This is a genomic window from Pseudomonas sp. B3G-3, assembly GCF_028640915.1.
Lineage (GTDB): Bacteria > Pseudomonadota > Gammaproteobacteria > Pseudomonadales > Pseudomonadaceae > Aquipseudomonas > Aquipseudomonas chlororaphis_I.
This window is the reverse complement of the sequence record NZ_JAQZAB010000130.1, coordinates 86888-109351: the sequence shown is the minus strand read 5'-3', so window position 1 is coordinate 109351 and position 22464 is coordinate 86888. Positions and strand designations below refer to the sequence as shown.

The window sequence follows — 22464 nt, the reverse complement described above, 5'->3', positions numbered from 1 at the left end:
GTTTCGCGGGGGCCGTCAGCGGCGCCCGTCTGAGGAGATAGCATGATCGTTCGTCCCGTACGCAGCAGCGACTTACCCGCTCTGATCGACCTGGCCCGCAGCACCGGCACCGGCCTTACCACCTTGCCGGCCAATGAAGAACGCCTGAAGCACCGCGTGGGCTGGGCGGAAAAGACCTTCCGTGGCGAAGCCGAGCGGGGCGATGCGGATTACCTGTTCGTGCTTGAGGACGACAACGGCCGCGTGGTGGGGATTTCCGCGATTGCCGGCGCGGTCGGCCTGCGCGAGCCCTGGTACAACTTCCGGGTCGGCCTGACCGTCAGCGCCTCCCAGGAGCTGAACATCTACCGCGAGATTCCGACGCTGTTCCTGGCCAACGACCTGACCGGCAATTCCGAGTTGTGTTCGCTGTTCCTGCACGCCGATTACCGCACCGGCCTCAACGGCCGCATGCTGGCCAAGGCGCGCATGCTGTTCATCGCCGAATTCCCGCAGCTGTTCGGCAACAAGATCATCGCCGAGATGCGCGGCATGTCCGATGAAGCCGGGCGCTCGCCATTCTGGGAAAGCCTGGGCCGGCACTTTTTCAAGATGGAATTCAGCCAGGCCGACTACCTGACCGGCGTGGGCAACAAGGCGTTCATCGCCGAGCTGATGCCGAAGTTCCCGCTGTACACCTGCTTCCTCTCCGAGGGCGCGCGCAACGTGATCGGCAAGGTGCACACCGATACCGAGCCGGCGCTGGCGATGCTCAAGAGCGAGGGCTTCAGCTACCAGGGTTACGTCGACATCTTCGACGCCGGCCCGGCAGTGGAGTGCGAAACCGCCAAGATCCGCGCGGTGCGCGACAGCCAGGCGCTGGTGCTGGCCATCGGCACGCCGGGCGACGACGCCACGCCTTTCCTGATTCACAACCGCAAGCGCGAGGACTGCCGGATCACCGCCGCACCTGCGCGCTTTGCGTCGGGCACCCTGGTGGTTGATGCGCTGACCGCCAAACGCCTGCAACTCAATGCGGGCGATCAGGTCCGTGCCGTTGCGCTGTCTGCTTCCCGGGAGTCGAAATAATGAACACGCTGTACATCGCAGGCCAGTGGCTGCCAGGCCAGGGCGAAGCCTTTGAGTCGTTGAATCCGGTGACCCAGCAGGTGCTGTGGTCGGGCAACGGCGCCACCGTCGCCCAGGTTGAAAGTGCGGTGCAGGCCGCGCGCCAGGCATTCCCGGCCTGGGCCAGGCGTTCGCTGGACGAGCGGATCGCGGTGCTGGAAGCCTTTGCCGCCAGCCTGAAAAGCCATGCCGACGAACTGGCCCGCTGCATCGGTGAGGAAACCGGCAAGCCGCTGTGGGAAGCCGCCACCGAAGTGACCAGCATGGTCAACAAGATCGCGATCTCGGTGCAGAGCTACCGTGAACGTACCGGCGAGAAGAGCGGCCCGCTGGGCGACGCCACTGCGGTACTGCGGCACAAGCCCCACGGCGTGGTGGCGGTGTTCGGCCCTTACAACTTCCCCGGCCATCTGCCTAACGGTCATATCGTTCCTGCCCTGCTGGCGGGTAATAGCGTGCTGTTCAAGCCCAGCGAACTGACCCCGAAAGTCGCCGAGCTGACGGTCAAATGCTGGATCGAAGCCGGCCTGCCGGCGGGTGTGTTGAACCTGCTGCAAGGCGCGCGGGAAACCGGCATCGCCCTGGCCGCCAACCCGGGTATCGACGGTCTGTTCTTCACCGGCTCCAGCCGCACCGGCAATCACCTGCACCAACAGTTCGCCGGCCGTCCGGACAAGATCCTCGCGCTGGAGATGGGCGGTAACAACCCGCTGGTGGTGGATCAGGTCGCGGACCTGGACGCGGCGGTCTACACCATCATTCAGTCGGCCTTCATTTCCGCCGGCCAGCGTTGCACCTGCGCGCGCCGCCTGCTGGTGCCGCAAGGTGCCTGGGGCGATCAGTTGCTGGAGCGCCTGGTGGCGGTCAGCTCGACCATCGAGGTCGGTGCGTTCGACCAGCAGCCGGCGCCGTTCATGGGCTCGGTGATTTCCCTCGGCGCTGCCCGCGCGCTGATGCAGGCCCAGGAAAACCTGTTGGCCAATGGCGCCGTGGCGCTGCTGGAAATGACCCAGCCGCAGGATCAGGCCGCACTGCTGACCCCGGGCATTCTCGACGTGACCGCCGTGGCCGAGCGCCCGGACGAAGAACTGTTCGGCCCCTTGCTGCAAGTGATTCGCTACGCCGATTTCGAAGCGGCGATCGCCGAGGCCAATGACACCCAGTACGGTCTGGCAGCAGGCCTGCTGTCGGATTCCGAGGCGCGTTACCAGCAGTTCTGGCTGGAAAGCCGGGCCGGCATCGTCAACTGGAACAAGCAACTGACCGGTGCCGCGAGCACCGCGCCGTTCGGCGGCGTGGGCGCCTCGGGCAACCATCGCGCCAGTGCCTATTACGCCGCGGATTACTGCGCGTATCCGGTGGCGTCGCTGGAAACCGCAAGCCTGACCTTGCCGAGCGCGCTGACGCCGGGTGTACGCCTGGTGTGATGGGTTGCGCTGCAGATTGCTGGAAGGTCCTGCGACCTTCGCAGCCTGCAAAGCGGCTACAGAGAGCGGCGGGGCGTCGGTGGCTGTGGTAACCCTGTAGCCGCTGCCGCAGGCTGCGATCGCCTGCGAAGCGGGCGCCGACGGCCTCAAGACATGTACTGATACCGATGCCTATAACAACAGATTCTCGTGGAGCCTCGCTGATGAAATCCTATGAAGTCAATTTCGACGGTCTAGTGGGGCCTACCCATAACTACGGCGGCCTGTCCTACGGCAACGTCGCGTCCCAGAGCAACAGCCAGCAGTCTTCCAACCCCAAGGAAGCTGCGCTGCAGGGCCTGGCGAAAATGAAAGCGCTGATGGAAATGGGTTTCCAGCAAGGCGTGCTGGCGCCACAGGAACGCCCGGACGTGGCCGCCCTGCGTCGGTTGGGTTTTGCCGGCAGCGATGCGCAGGTCATCGAGCGCGCCGCCAAGGATGCGATGCCGCTGCTGGTCGCCAGTTGCTCGGCGTCGAGCATGTGGGTGGCCAACGCCGCCACGGTCAGCCCGAGCGCCGACACCGCTGACGGTCGCGTGCATTTCACCGCCGCCAACCTGAACTGTAAATATCACCGCAGCATCGAGCACCCGACCACCAGTCGTGTACTGGGGGCGATGTTCGCCGACCAGCAGCACTTCGCCCATCACGCGGCGTTGCCGGCGGTGGCGCAGTTCGGCGATGAAGGCGCGGCCAACCACACCCGTTTCTGCCGCGACTATGGCCAGGCCGGTGTCGAGTTCTTCGTCTTCGGTCGCAGTGCCTTCGATACCCGCTACCCGGCACCGCAGAAGTACCCGGCGCGCCAGACCCTGGAAGCCTCGCAGGCCGTCGCCCGGCTGCACGGCCTGAGCGACGACGGGGTGGTGTATGCCCAGCAGAACCCGTCGGTGATCGACCAGGGCGTGTTCCATAACGATGTGATCGCGGTGGGTAACGGCGAAGTGCTGTTCTACCACGAGGACGCGTTCCTCGAGACCGACAAGATGCTCGCCGAGCTGGATGCCAAGCTGGGCAAGCGCGGCGGCAACTTCCAGTCGATCTGCGTGCCGCGCTCGCAGGTCACGGTGGAAGACGCGGTGCGCTCCTACCTGTTCAACAGCCAGCTGCTGTCCCGCGCCGATGGCTCGATGCTGCTGATCGTGCCGGAAGAGTGCCGCGGCAACGAGCGCGTCTGGCAGTACCTGCAAGGCCTGACCAGCTCCGGCGGCCTGATCCGCGAGGTGAAAGTCTTCGACCTCAAGCAGAGCATGCAGAACGGCGGTGGCCCGGCGTGCCTGCGGCTTCGGGTCGCGCTCAATCAAACCGAGCTGGCGGCGGTCAACCCAGGGGTTATCATGACCGCGCCGTTGTACGACACGCTGACCCAATGGGTCGACAAGCACTACCGCGACCGCCTGAGCGAAAACGATCTGGCGGACCCGCAATTGCTGCTTGAGTGCCGGACGGCACTGGATGAACTGACGCAAATCCTTAAACTGGGCGCGGTTTATCCATTCCAGATCAATTGAAAGCCCGCGCCTGTTTCCGCTGATCCAGGCGCGCCGCTTTACCTCCAGATGAGAGCGTAATAAATGAGCGATACCCTGCAGCTGATCCTTGAAGACACCGACGGCACTCAACTGGAAACTTCCTGCACCCGCGTTGCCGTGATGTGGCAAGGCAAGGAACTGTGGATCCAGCAGGACGGCCGCGGCCAGCTGCTGATCGGCGTGGACGTCGAGGAAGGCGACGAAGAGTACGCCAACCTGCTGCTGCGTCCATTGGCGACTAATCTGGTAAGTCTGCAACTGGAAATGGAACCGGCCGACGCTGGTGACGACGATCACGTGCATGGCCCTGACTGCCAGCACGACCATTAAGGAATAACGTTCTATGCTCGCCCTCGGCAAACTGCTTGAACTGACCCTCGCCGGTCGTGAACCGGCGGAGAAGACTCAACTGACTGTCGACGGCGTGCGGATGCGCTGGCTGAGCGAAGGTGCGCTGGAAGTCCGGCCACCCCAGGCGCGGGACAATGGCATGGACCTGCTGCTGTCCGCCGGCATCCACGGCAACGAGACGGCACCGATCGAGTTGCTCGACCGTCTGTTGCACGACATCGCTCGCGGCGACCTCAAGCCGTGCGCACGCATTCTGTTTCTGTTCGGCAACCCCGAGGCCATGCGCCGCGGCGAGCGTTTCATCGAGCAGGACATCAACCGGCTGTTCAACGGCCGTCACGAACAAAGCAGTGGCAACGAAGCCTTGCGCGCCTGCGAGCTGGAGCGCCTGGCGGCGAGTTTCTTCAGCCTGCCGGACCGTACTCGCCTGCACTACGACCTGCACACGGCGATCCGCGGTTCGAAGATCGAACAGTTCGCCCTGTATCCGTGGAAGGAAGGTCGCCAGCACTCGCGCCGGGAGCTGGTGCGCCTGCGGGCCGCGGGCATGGAGGCGGTGCTGCTGCAGAACAAGCCGTCCATCGTGTTCAGCTCCTATACCTACGACAAGCTGGACGCCGAGTCTTTCACCCTGGAACTGGGTAAGGCACGGCCGTTCGGGCAGAACCAGGGGGTGAATGTCGAGCGTCTGGAAACCCGTCTGAAGCAGATCATCGAAGGCCGCGAACCGCCCATGGCGGAGGAGAAGCTGGATGGCTTGCAGCTGTTCAGCGTCGCTCGGGAAATCATCAAGCACAGCGATACCTTCCACCTGCATCTGCCGGCGGATATCGAGAATTTCTCCGAACTGGAAGTGGGTTACCTGCTGGCCGACGACATCGCCCAGACCCGCTGGATAGTCGAGGAGGAGGGTGCGCGGATCATTTTCCCCAACCCCAAGGTGAAAAACGGCCTGCGTGCCGGAATCCTGATCGTGCCGACCACGGCTGACGGCCTGGCCTGAGCTGTAGCTGCTGCCGAAGGCTGCGATCGACCGCGTAGCGGGCGCCGCCTTTGAGGTTAATTAGAAGGCCCTGCGGGCCTTATCGCAGCCTGCGGCAGCGGCCACAAAAAACATCGCGAGCCAGCCCGATCCTTGCTGGAACGAGCAGGCTCGCGATTTTTGCTTTCAGCGTCTGACGCTTACACCGCTACCCGCTGCTCAGGGCGACGCAGGGCGCGAGTCTTGTGCAGGGTGTCGGCGCAGGTCTTCGCCGCTTCCTGGCCCTTGTGCACGAAATGCTCGAAGAAGAATTTCTGATGTTCTTCGCCGGCGTGGAAGTGGTGCGGGGTCAAGACCACCGAGAACACTGGCACTTCGGTTTCCAGCTGGACCTGCATCAGGCCGCTGATCACCGACTGGGCGACGAACTCGTGGCGGTAGATACCGCCGTCCACCACCAGGCCTGCGGCGACGATGCCGGCATACCGGCCGGACTTGGCCAGCAGCTTGGCGTGCAGTGGAATTTCAAAGGCGCCGCCGACTTCGAAGAAGTCGATATCGCTTTCCTGATAACCCTGGGCGAGCATTTCGCTGACGAAACCTTTGCGGCTCTGGTCGACGATTTCCTTGTGCCAGCAGGCCTGGATAAACGCCACGCGTTCACCGTGATGCTGTTTGCTTTTGCTATCGATTGCGGTGGGTTGCATCTGTTCTGACTCCTGTTTGTGTGAAAAACAGGGCGTTATGAATCGAAAGGGATTTAAGGGTACGTACCGGCCAGGCGCACAAACAGTCGCGCGCAGGTCTGTGGACGGCCCTTTGGCGCCAATCCCGTTCTCTCTTCATCCGGACTATGACCGTCGGCCCCGGGATCACACCGGGTCTGCTGACCTTGCCGTCATTCGCCGCCGAAGCGGTACCTGTCGCCAAGCGCTCGCGGGCTATGCGCATTGCGCGCAATTACCGCCGGTGGGGAATTACACCCCGCCCTGAGAACGTTGCCACCGGGCTTTGCGGCGGCGGTGAGTTTGTAACACATATTTTTCGGCAGTGCATTGCGGCTTTTGGATGATAAGCATCGGTTTTTCATCTCCATCGATGGGCTTTTCCTGGGCGGGCCTTGATAAATCGTGGTTGTGCCCGTAGTAATTCAGTTCGAAAGAATTTCTTTATCCCAGCGACGTCCGCGTCCCCTTGCCGAGGCCTGATTCATGAGCGTTATCGATCTTCGTAGTGACACCGTTACCCAGCCCACGGCGGGCATGCTGGAGGCAATGGCCACGGCGGCCACGGGCGATGATGTCTACGGCGAAGATCCGACGGTCAACCGCCTGGAGGCCGAACTGGCGCAGCGCCTCGGGTTCGCCGAGGCGTTGTTCGTGCCGACCGGTACCATGAGCAACCTGCTGGGCTTGATGGCCCATTGTGGGCGTGGCGACGAATACATCGTCGGCCAGCAGGCGCATACCTATAAGTACGAGGGCGGTGGGGCGGCGGTGCTGGGCTCGATCCAGCCCCAGCCGTTGGAAGTCCAGGCCGACGGCTCGCTGGACCTGGCCCAGGTCGCCGCGGCGATCAAGCCGGACGATTTCCACTTTGCCCGTACCCGCCTGCTGGCGCTGGAAAACACCATGCAGGGCAAGGTGCTGCCGTTGAGCTATCTGGCGCAGGCCCGGGCCTTTACCCGTGAGCATGGCCTGGCCCTGCACCTGGACGGCGCGCGCTTGTACAACGCGGCGGTTAAGCTGGGCGTCGATGCGCGGGAGATTACCCAACACTTCGACTCGGTCTCGGTGTGCCTGTCCAAGGGCCTGGGCGCCCCGGTGGGCTCGGTGCTGTGCGGCTCGGCGGAGCTGATCGGCAAGGCCCGACGCCTGCGTAAGATGGTCGGGGGCGGCATGCGCCAGGCCGGGATCCTGGCCGCGGCGGGCCTGTATGCGCTCGATCAGCATGTAACGCGCCTGGCCGATGACCATGCCAATGCCCGGTTGCTGGCCGAAGGGCTGCGTGAGGCGGGCTATGAGGTCGAGCCGGTGCAGACCAACATGGTCTATGTGGCGATGGGGGACAGGGCAGAGGCCCTCAAGGCCTTCGCCGGCGAGCGCGGGATCAGGCTGAGCGCCGCGTCACGGCTGCGGATGGTCACCCATATGGACGTCAGTCGTGCACAAATCGAGCAAGTCGTCGGGACTTTTATCGATTTTTCCCGCAACTGACAGTGTTAGCCGTCCAATTGACCGTCTCTATCGTATAAACACGCTGTACCCCAAGCTCAGGGCCGATATAATGCGGCCCTTTGCCGTCGTTTCGTCTGATGACGTTTCGCACAGGCCTTTGGCCGCAGTCTCCGTGGAAGAACCTAATGAAAAGCGCAGAAATCCGTGAAGCCTTCCTTCGCTTCTTCGAAGAGCAAGGCCACACCCGTGTAGCCTCCAGCTCTTTGATTCCGGGCAACGACCCAACCCTGCTGTTCACCAACGCGGGGATGAACCAGTTCAAGGACTGCTTCCTGGGCCAGGAAAAGCGCGCCTATACCCGCGCCGTAAGCAGCCAGAAATGCGTACGCGCCGGCGGCAAGCACAACGACCTGGAAAACGTCGGTTACACCGCCCGCCACCACACGTTCTTCGAAATGCTGGGCAACTTCAGCTTCGGCGATTACTTCAAGCGTGACGCCATCACCTTCGCCTGGACTTTCCTGACGTCCGACAAGTGGCTGAACCTGCCGAAAGAAAAGCTCTGGGTCACCGTCTACGCCAGCGATGACGAGGCCTATGACATCTGGACCAAGGAAGTCGGGGTTCCGGCCGAGCGCATGGTCCGTATCGGCGACAACAAGGGCGCGCCATACGCCTCCGACAACTTCTGGACCATGGGCGATACCGGCCCGTGCGGTCCTTGCACCGAGATTTTCTACGATCACGGCGCCGATATCTGGGGCGGCCCACCGGGCTCGCCGGAAGAGGACGGTGACCGTTACATCGAGATCTGGAACAACGTCTTCATGCAGTTCAACCGCACCGCCGATGGCGTGTTGCATCCGTTGCCAGCGCCGTCGGTGGACACCGGCATGGGCCTGGAGCGGATCAGTGCGGTCCTGCAGCACGTTCACTCGAACTATGAAATCGATCTGTTCCAGAGCCTGCTGAACGCGGCGGCCAAGGCCATCGGTTGCACCAACGACGCCCAGGCGTCGCTGAAAGTCGTGGCCGATCACATCCGTTCCTGCGGCTTCCTGATCGCCGACGGCGTGCTGCCTTCCAACGAAGGTCGCGGTTATGTCCTGCGTCGCATCATTCGCCGCGCTTGCCGTCACGGCAACAAGCTGGGCGCCAAGGGCAGCTTCTTCTATCAAATCGTGGCCGCGTTGGTCGCCGAAATGGGCGAAGCCTTCCCGGAACTGAAATCCCAGCAGGCGCATATCGAGCGCGTGCTGAAAGCCGAAGAAGAGCAGTTCGCCAAGACCCTGGAGCAGGGCCTGAAAATCCTCGAGCAGGACCTGGCCGAACTCAAAGGCACTGTGGTTCCGGGCGACGTGGTGTTCAAACTCTACGACACCTACGGTTTCCCGATGGACCTGACCGGCGACATCGCCCGTGAGCGCGAGCTGACTCTCGACGAGGAAGGTTTCGAGCGCGAGATGGAAGCCCAGCGTGTGCGTGCTCGTTCCGCAAGCTCCTTTGGCATGGACTACAACAGCCTGGTCAAGGTCGATGTGGCTACCGAGTTCACCGGTTATCACGCCACCAGCGGTGCGGCCAAGGTGGTGGCTCTTTATAAGGAAGGGCAATCGGTCGACGTGCTGAGCGAAGGTGAAGAGGGCGTCGTTGTTCTCGACCAGACGCCTTTCTACGCTGAATCGGGCGGCCAGATCGGCGACTGCGGTTACCTGCAAGCGGGCAGCGCGCGTTTCGACGTGCGCGATACCACCAAGACCGGCGGTGCTTTCCTGCATCACGGCGTATTGGCCAGCGGCAGCCTGACCGTTGGTGCTCCGGTGCAAACCCAGGTCGATGCCGAAGTGCGTCACGCCACTTCGCTGAATCACTCGGCTACCCACTTGCTGCACGCCGCTCTGCGCCAGGTATTGGGCGAGCATGTGCAGCAGAAGGGCTCGCTGGTCGACAGTCAGCGCCTGCGTTTCGACTTCAGCCATTTCGAAGCGATCAAGCCTGAGCAGATCAAGGCCCTGGAAGACATCGTCAACGCCGAGATTCGCAAGAACACTGCGGTGGAAACCGAAGAAACCGATATCGACACCGCCAAACAGAAGGGCGCCATGGCGCTGTTCGGCGAGAAGTACGGCGACAGCGTGCGTGTACTGAGCATGGGCGGCGACTTCTCCGTCGAACTGTGTGGCGGTATCCACGCCAACCGTACCGGCGATATCGGCCTGCTGAAAATCATCAGCGAAGGCGGCGTGGCCTCGGGCGTACGTCGTATCGAAGCAGTCACCGGTGCTGCGGCACTGGCGTACCTGAACGCTGCGGAAGAGCAACTCAAGGAAGCGGCGACCCTGGTCAAGGGCAGCCGTGACAACCTGATCGACAAGCTGTCGGCCGTGCTGGAGCGCAATCGCCTGCTGGAGAAACAACTCGAGCAGCTACAGGCCAAGGCCGCTAGTGCCGCTGGCGACGACCTGTCGGCGCAGGCGCTGGATGTCAAAGGCGCGAAAGTGCTGGCGGCGCGCCTGGACGGTCAGGACGGCAAGGCGCTGTTGGCGCTGGTCGATCAGTTGAAAAACAAACTCGGTCGCGCAGTGATCCTGCTCGGCAGTGTCCATGAGGAAAAGGTCGTACTGGTTGCGGGCGTAACCAAGGACCTGACTGGCCAACTCAAAGCCGGTGATTTGATGAAGCAAGCCGCTGCGGCAGTGGGCGGGAAGGGCGGTGGTCGTCCGGACATGGCGCAGGGCGGTGGCGTCGATGCCGCTGCGCTGGATGCCGCGCTGGCCCTGACCGTTCCGTTTGTCGAGCAGGGGATTTAAGGTTCCAAGCCGAGCCCGTCGTCTAGTGGCGGGCTTTGGAGCTGCGCAGTTTGATTGATTAATGGGCGCCCCTTTACGGGCTGAGGCGGCTTAGAAATGGCTTTGATCGTACAGAAATTTGGAGGCACCTCGGTCGGTTCCGTCGAAAGAATCGAGCAGGTCGCCGACAAGGTGAAAAAATTCCGCGAAGCCGGTGACGACCTAGTGGTTGTACTGTCGGCCATGAGCGGCGAAACCAACCGTCTGATCGACCTTGCCAAGCAAATCAGCGGCGACGGTCAGCCGGTTCCTCGCGAGCTGGACGTGATCGTTTCCACCGGTGAGCAGGTGACGATCGCACTGCTGGCCATGGCGCTGATCAAGCGCGGCGTGCCGGCAGTCTCCTATACCGGCAACCAGGTGCGGATTCTGACCGATAGCGCGCACAATAAAGCGCGCATATTGCAGATCGACGATCAGAAAATTCGCGGTGACCTGAAGGCCGGTCGCGTGGTTGTGGTTGCAGGTTTCCAGGGCGTTGACGAGCACGGCAACATCACCACCCTCGGTCGTGGCGGTTCCGACACCACCGGCGTGGCGCTGGCGGCAGCCCTGAAGGCTGACGAATGCCAGATCTACACCGATGTCGACGGCGTCTACACCACTGACCCGCGCGTGGTGTCCGTGGCCCAGCGCCTGGACAAGATCACCTTCGAAGAAATGCTGGAAATGGCCAGCCTGGGCTCCAAGGTGTTGCAGATCCGCGCGGTCGAGTTCGCCGGCAAGTACAACGTTCCGCTGCGCGTACTGCACAGCTTCAAGGAGGGTCCGGGTACCCTCATTACTATTGATGAAGAGGAATCCATGGAACAGCCGATCATTTCCGGCATCGCTTTTAACCGCGATGAAGCCAAGCTGACCATCCGTGGCGTGCCAGACACTCCCGGCGTGGCCTTCAAGATTCTCGGCCCGATCAGCGCCGCGAACATTGAAGTCGACATGATCGTGCAGAACGTTTCGCACGATAACACCACCGACTTCACCTTCACCGTGCACCGCAACGATTACCTGGCGGCCCAGCAAGTGCTGGAAAACACTGCCCGTGAAATCGGCGCCCGGGAAGTGGTTGGCGACACCAAGATCGCCAAGGTCTCGATCGTTGGCGTCGGCATGCGCTCCCACGCGGGCGTTGCCAGCCGCATGTTCGAAGCGCTGGCCAAGGAAAGCATCAACATCCAGATGATCTCGACCTCGGAAATCAAGGTTTCCGTGGTGATTGAAGAGAAGTACCTGGAACTGGCTGTGCGCGCTCTGCACACGGCTTTCGAACTGGACGCTCCGGCCCGACAGGGCGAGTGATGCGTTGCCCGAAGGGCGCGGTTTACCGCGCCCTTCGTTTTTTTGATCGGCGTGACAGAAAACTGTTCTTTTGCTCGCGCTAGTCAATACTTAGGCGTGTAGGGCTACGGCCGTCCTGGTTGTAGGTCGATACCCTTTTTTTTGCAGACTGTTGTCCCTGAAATGAAATGCGTGAGGAGAAAGGTATGCTGATTCTGACTCGTCGGTGCGCAGAAAGCCTGATTATTGGTGATGGCGAAATCACCGTGACCGTGCTTGGCGTCAAAGGAAATCAAGTGCGTATCGGTGTCAACGCCCCTAAAGAGGTAGCGGTGCACCGTGAAGAAATTTACCTGCGGATAAAGAAAGAGAAGGACGAAGAACCAAGCCATTAATTTTTATCGTTTTTTTTGTTTGCAAACGGGGAGAAAGCTGGTTAATATACGCCCCGTGTTGCGGAGAGCTGGCCGAGTGGCCGAAGGCGCTCCCCTGCTAAGGGAGTACACCTCACAAGGGTGTCGGGGGTTCGAATCCCCCGTTCTCCGCCATTATTTACTTAGTTCGTTGTAATCTGGCTTCTTCTGTAAGTTGTTGAAATTACTAGAAAAAGTGCTTTACAAAAAGATTTAACGGCCTATAATGCGCGGCAACAAATGCACTCGTAGCTCAGCTGGATAGAGTACTCGGCTACGAACCGAGCGGTCACAGGTTCGAATCCTGTCGAGTGCACCATTTAAGAGTTGTTTGCAGTGATGTGAATAACTTGGCTCCAACCAGTTGTGGTCTGGTCTAAAAACACAAAATGCACTCGTAGCTCAGCTGGATAGAGTACTCGGCTACGAACCGAGCGGTCACAGGTTCGAATCCTGTCGAGTGCACCATATACCAAGAAGCCCGCATTCATTGCGGGCTTTTTGCTTTCTGTCGTTTGGCTTTTTTCCCTTTTTTATCGATTCCTCTCTTTGAACGTCGCGATCATTCTGGCGTCGTATTCAGCGTGTGCCTGTCTTTTTTGATGTGGCCTTTCGAAAGCTCCCGGCAATTGTGAATTGATCGCGGGGGCGAGTTCCGGGCGCAGTTTTTTCGTCTGGGGTGTGTTTTCTTTTTCGGATGGTGCGTCGCAGCTTTATAGATTCAGCGCTTCTTCAGCTTTGCGCCGCAAGCGCTTGTTCTTACCATGATTTTTTAACGTTTAAAGCCGTCAAGCGGTGTATGATTGCGCCCGTCAGCCCCGCCGGGGCTTGTGGAATACCTCCATGGACTTACCCAGTAGTTACTCAGTATCCCGTTTTTACAATCATGAATTGACTGATTGATCCTTCCGGCGTGCTCCTCTGCTGGGAGTGGAGTTCGCCTATGACCGAAGTAGAAGTAAAGAAAACACAAGACAGCCTGCAGGATCGCCTCGCTCAAGTCGTTGAGCTGCTGCAGCGCCAGCGGGTGGTCGAAGACCTGACTCATCGTCAGGAAGGTCATCATCAGGATCGGGTCGAGAACCTGGTCCACCGGCAGAACCTCGTCGAGCTACAACGCAAACTCGATGATCTGCACTCCGCCGACGTTGCCTACATCCTTGAAGCTTTGCCGCTCGACGAGCGTCTGACTGTCTGGCAGCTGGTCAAGGCTGAGCGCGACGGCGATATCCTGCTCGAAGTATCCGATTCCGTACGTGAAACCCTGATCGCCGACATGGACGATCATGAGCTCCTGGCTGCTGCCAAGGAGATGGACGCCGACGAACTTGCTGACCTGGCTCCCGAGCTGCCGCGAGACGTTGTCCATGAGCTGATGGAGGCGTTGGACGGCCAGCAGCGTGAGCGCGTTCGCTCCGCCTTGTCATATGACGAGGAGCAGGTCGGTGCGTTGATGGACTTCGAGATGGTGACTATCCGTGAGGATGTCAGCCTTGAAGTGGTCCTGCGTTATCTGCGTCGTCTCAAAGAATTGCCTGGCCATACCGACAAGCTGTTCGTCGTTGACTATGACGGTGTGCTCAAGGGCGTGCTGCCCATCAAGCGGTTGCTGGTGAATGATCCGGAGAAACAGGTTTCTGAGGTCATGGCCAGCGACCCGGTAAGTTTCCATCCGGATGAAGATGCCTACGACGCTGCGCAAGCATTCGAGCGTTACGACTTGATCTCGGCGCCGGTGGTCGACAAGAACGGCAAATTGATCGGCCGTCTGACCATCGACGAAATGGTCGACTTGATTCGTGAGGAGAGTGAGACCGAAGTCCTCAACATGGCCGGTCTGCGCGAAGAGGAAGATATTTTTGCCTCGGTCTGGCGTTCCCTGCGCAACCGCTGGGCCTGGCTGGCAATCAACCTGATCACTGCATTCGTCGCTTCGCGAGTGATCGGCCTGTTTGAAGGCTCCATCGAAAAGCTGGTGGCCCTGGCGGCCCTGATGCCGATCGTGGCGGGTATTGGCGGCAACTCGGGTAACCAGACCATCACCATGATTGTTCGCGCCATGGCGCTGGACCAGGTCAGCACCGGCAATACCTCGCGACTGATGCGCAAGGAGCTGGCGGTGGCCTTGATCAACGGCCTGGTCTGGGGCGGAGTGATCGGCGTGGTGGCCTACCTGCTCTATGGCAGCTGGTCGTTGGGTGTGGTGATGACGGCGGCCATGACACTCAACCTGTTGCTGGCGGCGTTGATGGGGGTTCTTATTCCGATGACGCTGGCGCGTCTGGGGCGCGACCCGGCAATGGGGGCCAGTGTCATGATCACGGCCATGACCGACAGTGGCGGCTTCTTTATCTTCCTTGGGCTGGCCACCATCTTCCTGCTTTGATCCTGCATACAGCCCCTCTAATGGGGCTGTATCGTTTTCTCCATCCCTTTGCGATCCAGGCCCCAGTGCTTTTGTAGCGTTCGAGCGGTAAATTTCGGGTAAAAAAAAGCCAGCACAAGGCTGGCTCTAGCTTTCGAGGTCGAATCAGGAAGCGTCTGCGGCCATTTCGGCGTCATGGGCGATCAGCGAAACGAGGGCGTTCTGCTGGCGGTGGGAAAGTTGACGGAAACGTTGAAGCAGTTCGCGTTCATGCAAGGAGAGCTCTGGGCTGTCCAGGCGCATGCTCAACTCTTCACCCAAGGCGCCTTCCTGAATAAGACTCTGCTCCAGGCGCGCGATGATTTCGGAGTTCATGCTGCGGTGATGATTGCGTGCCACCTCGGCAATGCGTTCACGCATCCCGTCGGGTAGACGTACGACGAACTTGTCAGCCGTACGGCTGGAATAAATTGCCTGTTTCAATGGGCGCATATATTTAACCGGTTAGTTCAGGGGAGCGGTTCTCGGAGTTGGCCGCGGGATGTCAGTTAGGACAAGCGTTGCTGCCAAATGTTCAACCTGAATTGTTAAGAGGCCCGCATCATGCCTCAAAATAGCCAGATCCTTGGCGTCAATTCTGTGACAAATATTGAACTGGATAAAGGCGTTATGCCAGCACCAATTATCAGAAATGCGGACTGGTTTGAAAAGATTGCCTGTCCGCCTATCTGCCCGCGTCCTGGTGTCCGAGAGCTGGCACGCTTGTGCGTCGCTAGACGGGCCTTGCATGCGGATCCGATCATTGTTTCCTACCTTGTACAGGATAGTGGCAAATTGCCGATTTACTAGGCTGCGAGCGCCATGGAGTCTTTGAATGCCAGGCAGATTGATTTATTTGATGGGGCCTTCCGGGTCTGGCAAGGACAGCCTGATCGAGGCTGCGCGCCGGCCTTTGGCGCAGTTCGGCTGCGATGTGGTGCGGCGGGTGATCACCCGTTCCGCGGAATCCGTGGGGGAAGAAGCCCATGGGGTAAGCGCTGACGAGTTCGAACGCCTGGAGCGGCAGGACGCCTTTGCCTTGTGCTGGCGGGCGAATGGCCTGGCCTACGGAATTCCCGTGCAGATCGACGAATGGCTGGCCAGTGGGCGTCATGTCCTGATCAATGGCTCCAGGGCTTACCTGGATCAGGCTCGCCAGCGTTATCCGCAGCTTTTGGCGATTCTGTTGACGGTGGACATCGACGTGCTGCGGCAAAGGCTGACGAGTCGCGGTCGCGAAAGTGCGGAGCAGATCGAGGCGAGGCTCAAGAGAAGCGCTCTTTTTTCCGCTGAGGACGGACCTGTGCTGGGAGAATCCGTGTTTTTTCTGGACAACTCAAGCGAACTGTCCGTGACGCTTGAGCGTTTTCTGAAGCTATTGAGAGATCAGGGGATCAGCGCAGTACCGGGTCGAACTTGATTTTGCGTCCCAACACCAGTGCTAGCAGGAACAAGCCGGAAAAAACGCCACAAGCAATCAAGGACGCATCACCCACGGCCTTTTCAGTGGTGAAGCAACCCAGTGTGGCGCTGAGTACTGCCAGGATGAGAAGGCCTTTGGCAAGTCGGGACATTAACAGGCTCCTGAGAGGGTCATATTCAAAATACCCAGCTTTCGGGTCTTGGGTTGGCAGGTAGAACAATGGCTTCCGGGGTATCGGAGACCTGCGTCATACCAGGATTCTCCGATGTGCTGCTCATCACAGCCCATTGCGGGGCCTGGTGTTGCACGGAGTGGGCCCTGTACTGGGTACTCTGATCAGCGCTGCCATCAGGCTGAAAGTGGAAGATCACCAGTACGGCGATGGCAATGGCATTCGATAGAAGAAGGGCGCTGTTCATGGGCTTGATCTCCACTGTTCTTTCATAGAGATGAAGCAGCGCTCATGCCAAGAGTCTAACCTCTAATAAACCCTTTAAAAACAATGAATTAATAGGGTTTTTAGAAGGCAGGAGATTGCATTCTGCAATGATGGCTTTTTGCAGTGATGCAATTTGCACGACGGCTCTGGCAAGTTGCCTGATGGCTAGAGGTAGCCACCGGTTAAAAAGCCCTACTCACAACATGACAAAATCAGGGCTGGCCGTTAACATGCACGCCGTCCTTTGCGCCGCAGCAGTATCCGCGGTGGTCAATTTGTCCCAGTAGCTCAATTGGATAGAGCATCCCCCTCCTAAGGGGAAGGTTGGCAGTTCGAACCTGCCCTGGGACACCATCTACTTCCGGGCTTTCAGGCCAAACGTGGTTCTCGCCCTTATTTCGCAGCAGCGGCTACGTTTGTGCACACAGTTCTCGATGCTGTGGAGTCATCCATGATTGTCATTGCTGGAAAAAACAATATTTCGGTATTTGGCCTGGAACAGGCTCTGCAACAATTTTCGCCTGACGAAATTGCGGTGGTCTGCAACCGTAACGACACGGGTGTCGACGGTTGGCAGCGTTCGTTGCGGGCGGCGGCGCTGAAATATGGCGTACGTGAGATCAGCCTGGAGACGGCTTACGAACTAGCATCCGTTGCGTTCATTTCCCTGGAGTTCGACCGGATCGTCGTGCCTGAGCGCTTCTCCATCAGTCGCGTGTTCAACATTCATTTCTCGAAGCTGCCGGAATACAAGGGCATGTTTACCTCGGTCTGGCCGTTGCTGGAGTCCAGGGCAGAAGCGGGTGTGACCTTGCATTTCATCGACCGGGGTATCGACACCGGGGACATCGTCGCGCAACAGGTATTCCCGATCCTGTCCTGGTGGACCTGTCGCGATCTGTATTTCGCCTTTAATCAGCATGCCGGCCAGTTGCTGGAGCAGTGGTTTGCCACGTTGGTCGATGGGGACCTCGGAGCACAGCCACAGAGTGCGGTGGGGGCCAGCTACTTCTCAAAGGACGCCATCGATTATGGGGCGTTGAGAATCGATCCGCTGTCGACGGCCTGGGCACTACGCAATCAGATCAGGGCGTTCGCCTTTCGTGAATATCAGTTCTTGCGCTGGGAAGGAAAGCCGGTGGTCTCGGCGACGATTCTGTCTGGGCGTTCACAATTCAAGGCCGGGACCCTGATCAACGCAACCGAGGATTATGTCGAGCTCTGCACCATCGATTACGACGTCCGGCTGAATTTTGATCGATTGCCGGAGATGCTCAAGGCTTGTGAACAGGGCGATCTGGAGGCGGTAATGGCGCTGCAGGCCAATATTGCCGGTTACAACGATGCCAACTTGCAAGGCTGGACGCCGCTGATCGTCGCCAGTTATGCGGGCGCCTATGAGGTGGTTGACTGGCTGTTGCAGCAAGGGGCCGACCCGGAGCGGAGCAACAACAAAGGCACGACGCCCTTGATGTATGCCAAGGACGCCTACCTGGCCGGGCGTTGTCGTAGAACCTTTCCGTTATTGCTGCGCAGGGGCGCTAGGCTTGAGGCTGTCGATCATTCCGGTCGGGCACTCGCCGACTATGTGACGAACGAGCAGTTCGCTCAGTTGCGAGGCGCTTTCTAGGCACCTCGCAACAGGCGCATCAGCGGGCTGTGAACTGGTTGATGGCGGTGACAATGTGTTGCTGTTGTTCCTGGCTCAATGTCGGGTAGATCGGCAATGACAGGATCGAGTCATGCAGCGGGGGCCGGGACACCTTGGAAGTCCTGGCCAGATCGCTGTAGGCCCGCTGCTCGGTAATCGCCAGCGGATAGTGAACCAGGCATTGGATGCCACGTTCGGCCAGATACGCCTTCAACTGATCGCGCCATGGGCAGGTAATGACATACAGGTGCCAGACATGGGCGCTTGCTGTCGTGACCGAGGGCAGGGTGATGCCCGGGTGCCGGATGTGTTCGCTGTAGTAGCGGGCGACGCTGCGTCGACGGGCAGTATCGCTGTCCAGGTGTGCCAGCTTCACCCCCAGCATCGCGGCCTGGATTTCATCGAGGCGGCTGTTCACCCCTTGATAATCGTGCTGGTACTTGATGCGTGAGCCGTAGTTGCCCAGCGCCCGGACCAGGGCTGCCAGCTCGGCGTCGTTGGTGGTGATGGCACCGCCGTCGCCCAGGGCGCCGAGGTTCTTCCCGGGGTAGAAGCTGAATGCCGCGGCATCGCCCCAATTGCCGGCTTTGCATCCGGCCAGTTCAGCGCCATGGGCCTGGGCGGCATCTTCAAGCACCAGCAGGCCATGTTTGTGGGCCAGCGCCATGATCTGTGGCATCGGCGACAGCTGGCCATAAAGATGCACCGGCAGTATCACTCGGGTTTTGTCCGAGATGGCCCGTTCGACGGCCTCGATCTCCAGGTTGTGGGTGGCAGGGTCGACATCCACCAGGATCGGCGCCAGATCGTTTGCCAGAATGGCCGAGATAGTGGCGATAAAGGTGTTGCTCTGCACTATCACTTCATCGCCGGCCTGAAGCTTGCCTTGCTCTTTCCAGGCACGCAGGATCAGGGTCAGGGCATCCAGGCCATTGGCGACGCCGATGGCATGGCGGCTGCCACAGTATTCGGCGAAGGCGGCCTCGAATTGCTCAAGCTCGCGCCCCATCAGGTACCAGCCGGAGTCGATCACGCGGCTGCAAGCGGCTTTGAGCTGATCGGCATATTCGTGATTGATGCCTTTCAAATCCAGAAACGGGATATTCATCATGTGAGTCATTGCCCGACCATGTCCATGAACTGGGCATAATCTCGGACATAGTCGCCTTCTTCGTAGAGTTGATCGGCCAGAACCATCAGTACACAGTCTGGAGAGAAGTCATACATCTCACGCCAGATAAAGGATTCGATCAGCAGGCCCTGGCAAGGATTGTCCAGGGTGATGTCGATCTTTTCCCGGCCGTCGTCCAGCAGAAAACGGCACGAGCCGCGTACGGCGATTGCCACCTGCTTGAGGGTCTTATGGGCATGGTAGCCGCGGCGAACCCCTTCACCGGTATTGAACATGTAGTACACCCGCTTGACTGGGAAGGGGATGTTTTTCCCTTCTTCCAGGGCGATCAGCGAGCCACGGTCATCGCCGTGGGTCTGCAGCGGCAGAATGTGAATCTTCATCGCGTCTCCTTTTCGAGCCGTTTCGACAAATGCTGTTGCAGCCAGTTTTCAACGCTCTTGGCGTCGACCCGATAATTCCGGTAATACAGTTCCCTGGAGTCGGTCGAGCCTACCCGGTAAGCGATGTAGTCCATTTCGACGCCGACGACCGCCGCCAGGTTGGAAAAGCACGACAGCTCTGCGTATTCCTCGGCCATCCAGCACAGGGCGCGAGCGTTTTTCGAGGCGAAAATCAGATTGGTCCAGGCCGCGCCGGTGGGGCCAACTATGACTTCGGCATTGGTCATGATCGCCACCTGATGGTTGATGTCCTGCTCTTCCATATACACGCAGGTAAACCCATAGGGTTCCAGCAGCTTGAGGATCTCGGCCTGGTTGTAGTGCCGGAGAAAGCCTTTGCGGGCCAGGAATACTCGTTTGGGGAGTTCACTGATGGGAATGTCATGGGCCAGATGCAGCGCCTTTTCCCGCAGGAAATGGATCGACTCCGGGCGGACGAAGCCGCTGCTGGCACTGTTCTGTGCCGCGCCTTTGAAGTTCGGGATCATATTGTTCGGGGCACTGATCAGCAGTAGGTCGGCCACCTGGTAACTGGTGATGTTTTCCAGGAGCACCAGCGGGCGGTCAACACCGATTGCCTCGATCAGGGCCTTGATCGAGGGAATGTTCTGGCTGCTCTTGGAGATCAGCAGTGGATAGTCCGCATAGTGCGGCGGCAGTTCGGCCACGAATTGCAGTTGCGACAACACTTCTACCGTCCAGTGGTAATAGTTCTGCTCGTTGCAGCCGCTGATCAGCAGGCCTTTTTCCAGCTCCACAGGCTTGCCGCTCCTGACCAGGGCCAGGCGCTGCCCATGGTAGAGCAGGTGCGCAGCACTATAGTCGGCCTGCAGGGATTTCGCCGTGGGCACTCGCTCCAGCACCAATTGCCCGTCCGGCAGTATCACCGAGCGGGACACTGAACAGACTTGCCCCTGGCGGAAGTGGTAGAGAGCTATCTCGGGTAATTCCAGGGTGATCGCCGGTGTCGATTGATGGATGAATCGTGGCGGCTGGCTGGTGCCCGGTTGGCTCGGGCGAAAGACATGGACCTTGTGCTCGTCGCTTTCATCCAGCCAGCGCAAGGCCAGGCGCCGGGTATCCTGGCGTCGAAAAAACAGTCGATACAGCAGGTCGCTGATCAGCCCCGGTTTTTTGCATAGCCGTTCATAACCCAGTTGCTCGAGGTGTTTGCCAATACGCTGGAACCATGGGAGCTGCGAGTTGATCTGCGCGCCATGGAACACTTCGACCTTTTGCTCATTGATGGCCAGCTTCTCAGTGAGCTGCGGATGGATCTCGCGGTAGTAATCGCTGGCGATGATGATCTTGTCGAAAGCCAGCGAACTCAATTGCTGAGGCGCGTGGATCAGTTTGCCGAACAGGCGCTGGCCCTGCTTCTGCTGGTTGTTATCGACGAAGCCGATCACCCGGTAGCGGCGGCGGTTGTACTTGTAGAAGTTGACCCCGCCGGCGCCGGTACCGAATATCAGCACCCGCGCTTTTTGTCCAAACCCTGTCGACACATTGACCTCGTCTTGCTGGTGCAGCCGGTGGTAGATCGTCACCCGAGCGGTTCGCCCGCTCGGTAAAGGCGGTGACGCTAGCCATTGTTATTGATGATGTTGCCCTTGATCTGGGCGATACCCTTGGCGTTCAGGTCGCGTCGGGTCCTTATCGGTTGCAGCTCGCCCTGGATTGCGGCGTTGATGGTATCAATCGCGGTCTTGCCGGTGTTACTCCGGGACTTGCCCAGCAGGTAGCGCAGCGACAGGCGGAACTGTTCCGACTCATTGGCCACCGGCCGCGTACCGTGCAAGGTGCAGTTGTGCCAGAGCCCGACGTAACCCGGTCCGCCCGTCAGCCGATAATCCTGGCAGGCCATCTGCTGCCCCTGATCGTCGGCGTAGGTCCATTGGTCGTGTTCCTGATGTTCCAACTGATGAGGGAACAACGTGGCGCCAAAACGGTGAGTACCGGGCATCAGGTGCAGCGGTGAGTCGTTTTCGGTGACTTCGTGCAGGTACACATAGAGGGTCAGGAAGGTCGAAGGGTCGAGTTCCACCCGGCCCTGGGGCCAGTCGATGATGTCCTGATGAAAGTCGATCCCGCGGAAGTAGGTGATGTCGCGAAAGGGCTTTTTGATGTACGGCCCCAGATTCGCCACATTCACATCGCGGATCTTTTCCCGCACCCAGTCCGGTAGCCATGAGTCCGGTACGCCGCACACCGCTTTCTTGATCACCACTTCATAGTCGGTGCCGAGCACTTCATCGAGCACCGCGCTGAGGCGCGGATCCTGCTCGATGAACTGCAACTGCGGCTCGAAGGCATTGAGGAAGTTGAAGGTCTTGTTCGGGTTGGCGTTGAGGTGGTTTTCCTGGGCCAGGTATTCAGCCTCGTCCATGAACAGCCCGGCCCCGAAGGCCCGTGCGGCGACCATCTCGCGGTACAGCGCCTGCGTGCGGTCAGCGTCCAGGATCTCGCCAAAGATGTGGGCGCCCTGGTCGATGAGGTTTTGGATACAGGTTTGCATGTTGCGCTCGTTTTGACTGTTGCTGTCTGTCTGCAAGGTATCGGCGTGGCTGGCCTGAAGTTGATGCCGCCCGGCTGATATTCCCGATGGAATTTGCCGCAACCGGGGCTGGCGGGCGGCGCGAGCAAGGATATCGAAGGCTTTTGGCAACTATCTATAAGGGAACGCCAGAATCGGCCGATAACCATCATGGATGTTGTTGCAGGTCAAATGGCGGGGCCATGGACCGAGTGCCCGGCGAGAGCAGACGGGCGCTTTTGCGGGTTGATGTAGAATGCATTGATGGCCTGTGGCCATTATCG

The 22464-nt window shown here is 59.7% G+C and carries 20 protein-coding genes, 4 tRNA genes and 1 riboswitch; of the genes, 16 read left to right on the top strand and 8 right to left on the bottom strand.

Annotated elements, in window-relative coordinates; all coding sequences use genetic code 11:
• The first annotated feature begins 42 nt into the window (after positions 1 to 42).
• The 5 genes from astA (at position 43) to astE (ending at position 5459) form a co-directional block, all read left to right on the top strand.
• On the top strand, positions 43 to 1068 hold the full coding sequence (gene astA / locus PVZ80_RS29535; protein ID WP_007921553.1) for an arginine N-succinyltransferase: 1026 nt from the start codon (positions 43 to 45) through the stop codon (positions 1066 to 1068).
• Positions 1065 to 2534, top strand: coding sequence for a succinylglutamate-semialdehyde dehydrogenase (gene astD / locus PVZ80_RS29530; RefSeq protein ID WP_273864910.1), 1470 nt, complete (start codon positions 1065 to 1067; stop codon positions 2532 to 2534). Before astA ends, astD begins: the two co-directional genes overlap by 4 nt.
• A 203-nt stretch (positions 2535 to 2737) precedes the next feature.
• Entirely contained in the window at positions 2738 to 4084 is a 1347-nt protein-coding gene (gene astB, locus PVZ80_RS29525) for an N-succinylarginine dihydrolase (RefSeq protein WP_038576712.1), read from the top strand.
• Between the two features lie 63 nt (positions 4085 to 4147).
• Positions 4148 to 4435 (top strand): hypothetical protein, encoded by a 288-nt coding sequence (locus tag PVZ80_RS29520; protein ID WP_007921560.1) that lies wholly within the window; start codon positions 4148 to 4150, stop codon positions 4433 to 4435.
• 13 nt (positions 4436 to 4448) lie between these two features.
• Positions 4449 to 5459 (top strand): succinylglutamate desuccinylase, encoded by a 1011-nt coding sequence (gene astE, locus PVZ80_RS29515; protein WP_016702532.1) that lies wholly within the window; start codon positions 4449 to 4451, stop codon positions 5457 to 5459.
• 179 nt (positions 5460 to 5638) lie between these two features.
• On the opposite strand, the gene PVZ80_RS29510 is transcribed toward astE, so the two are convergent.
• Positions 5639 to 6145, bottom strand: coding sequence for a 6,7-dimethyl-8-ribityllumazine synthase (locus PVZ80_RS29510; protein WP_007921563.1), 507 nt, complete (start codon positions 6143 to 6145; stop codon positions 5639 to 5641).
• 122 nt (positions 6146 to 6267) lie between these two features.
• Positions 6268 to 6439: riboswitch (FMN riboswitch) on the bottom strand.
• A gap of 210 nt (positions 6440 to 6649) precedes the next feature.
• On the opposite strand from PVZ80_RS29510, the gene ltaE reads away from it, so the two are divergent.
• The 8 genes from ltaE to mgtE all read left to right on the top strand — a co-directional run bounded on the left by ltaE (position 6650) and on the right by mgtE (position 14541).
• Positions 6650 to 7654, top strand: a complete 1005-nt coding sequence (gene ltaE, locus PVZ80_RS29505) for a low-specificity L-threonine aldolase (protein ID WP_009050320.1) — start codon at positions 6650 to 6652, stop codon at positions 7652 to 7654.
• A gap of 146 nt (positions 7655 to 7800) precedes the next feature.
• A complete protein-coding gene (gene alaS, locus PVZ80_RS29500; RefSeq protein WP_016702530.1) occupies positions 7801 to 10425 on the top strand; it encodes an alanine--tRNA ligase in 2625 nt (874 codons plus the stop codon).
• Between the two features lie 96 nt (positions 10426 to 10521).
• Positions 10522 to 11763, top strand: a complete 1242-nt coding sequence (locus PVZ80_RS29495) for an aspartate kinase (protein ID WP_007921569.1) — start codon at positions 10522 to 10524, stop codon at positions 11761 to 11763.
• 185 nt (positions 11764 to 11948) lie between these two features.
• The gene (gene csrA, locus PVZ80_RS29490; protein ID WP_002554426.1) at positions 11949 to 12137 is read left to right on the top strand and encodes a carbon storage regulator CsrA; all 189 of its coding nucleotides are present in this window, start codon (positions 11949 to 11951) and stop codon (positions 12135 to 12137) included.
• 62 nt (positions 12138 to 12199) lie between these two features.
• Positions 12200 to 12290, top strand: a tRNA-Ser gene (locus PVZ80_RS29485).
• Between the two features lie 107 nt (positions 12291 to 12397).
• Positions 12398 to 12474, top strand: a tRNA-Arg gene (locus PVZ80_RS29480).
• 72 nt (positions 12475 to 12546) lie between these two features.
• A tRNA-Arg gene (locus PVZ80_RS29475) sits at positions 12547 to 12623 on the top strand.
• A gap of 475 nt (positions 12624 to 13098) precedes the next feature.
• On the top strand, positions 13099 to 14541 hold the full coding sequence (gene mgtE / locus PVZ80_RS29470) for a magnesium transporter (protein ID WP_007921578.1): 1443 nt from the start codon (positions 13099 to 13101) through the stop codon (positions 14539 to 14541).
• Between the two features lie 144 nt (positions 14542 to 14685).
• Here the strand turns inward: mgtE and PVZ80_RS29465 are convergent, their stop codons facing one another.
• On the bottom strand, positions 14686 to 15012 hold the full coding sequence (locus tag PVZ80_RS29465; protein WP_003178899.1) for an Arc family DNA-binding protein: 327 nt from the start codon (positions 15010 to 15012) through the stop codon (positions 14686 to 14688).
• A 382-nt stretch (positions 15013 to 15394) separates the two neighbouring features.
• Here PVZ80_RS29465 and phnN point away from each other — a divergent pair, with 382 nt between their 5' ends.
• A complete protein-coding gene (gene phnN, locus PVZ80_RS29460) occupies positions 15395 to 15979 on the top strand; it encodes a phosphonate metabolism protein/1,5-bisphosphokinase (PRPP-forming) PhnN (protein ID WP_009050317.1) in 585 nt (194 codons plus the stop codon).
• On the opposite strand, the gene PVZ80_RS29455 is transcribed toward phnN, so the two are convergent.
• Both PVZ80_RS29455 and PVZ80_RS29450 read right to left on the bottom strand, forming a co-directional pair.
• A complete protein-coding gene (locus PVZ80_RS29455; protein ID WP_016702529.1) occupies positions 15954 to 16133 on the bottom strand; it encodes a PA3371 family protein in 180 nt (59 codons plus the stop codon). The genes phnN and PVZ80_RS29455 overlap by 26 nt on opposite strands.
• A gap of 25 nt (positions 16134 to 16158) precedes the next feature.
• Positions 16159 to 16401, bottom strand: a complete 243-nt coding sequence (locus PVZ80_RS29450; RefSeq protein WP_028683178.1) for a hypothetical protein — start codon at positions 16399 to 16401, stop codon at positions 16159 to 16161.
• 297 nt (positions 16402 to 16698) lie between these two features.
• Here PVZ80_RS29450 and PVZ80_RS29445 point away from each other — a divergent pair.
• Positions 16699 to 16775 (top strand) — tRNA-Arg (locus PVZ80_RS29445).
• Positions 16776 to 16872: 97 nt separating this feature from the next.
• On the top strand, positions 16873 to 18051 hold the full coding sequence (locus PVZ80_RS29440) for an ankyrin repeat domain-containing protein (RefSeq protein ID WP_273864907.1): 1179 nt from the start codon (positions 16873 to 16875) through the stop codon (positions 18049 to 18051).
• 19 nt (positions 18052 to 18070) lie between these two features.
• Here the strand turns inward: PVZ80_RS29440 and PVZ80_RS29435 are convergent, their stop codons facing one another.
• The 4 genes from PVZ80_RS29435 to PVZ80_RS29420 form a co-directional block, all read right to left on the bottom strand.
• Positions 18071 to 19192, bottom strand: coding sequence for a DegT/DnrJ/EryC1/StrS family aminotransferase (locus PVZ80_RS29435; RefSeq protein WP_273864906.1), 1122 nt, complete (start codon positions 19190 to 19192; stop codon positions 18071 to 18073).
• Complete coding sequence (locus PVZ80_RS29430; RefSeq protein ID WP_009045148.1) at positions 19189 to 19587, bottom strand: sugar 3,4-ketoisomerase; 399 nt, start codon at positions 19585 to 19587, stop codon at positions 19189 to 19191. The genes PVZ80_RS29435 and PVZ80_RS29430 overlap by 4 nt, the downstream gene beginning before the upstream one ends.
• Positions 19584 to 21152 (bottom strand): glycosyltransferase family 61 protein, encoded by a 1569-nt coding sequence (locus PVZ80_RS29425; RefSeq protein ID WP_273864905.1) that lies wholly within the window; start codon positions 21150 to 21152, stop codon positions 19584 to 19586. The genes PVZ80_RS29430 and PVZ80_RS29425 overlap by 4 nt, the downstream gene beginning before the upstream one ends.
• Positions 21153 to 21229: 77 nt before the next feature.
• A complete protein-coding gene (locus PVZ80_RS29420; RefSeq protein WP_038634310.1) occupies positions 21230 to 22162 on the bottom strand; it encodes a phytanoyl-CoA dioxygenase family protein in 933 nt (310 codons plus the stop codon).
• Positions 22163 to 22464: the final 302 nt, after the last annotated feature.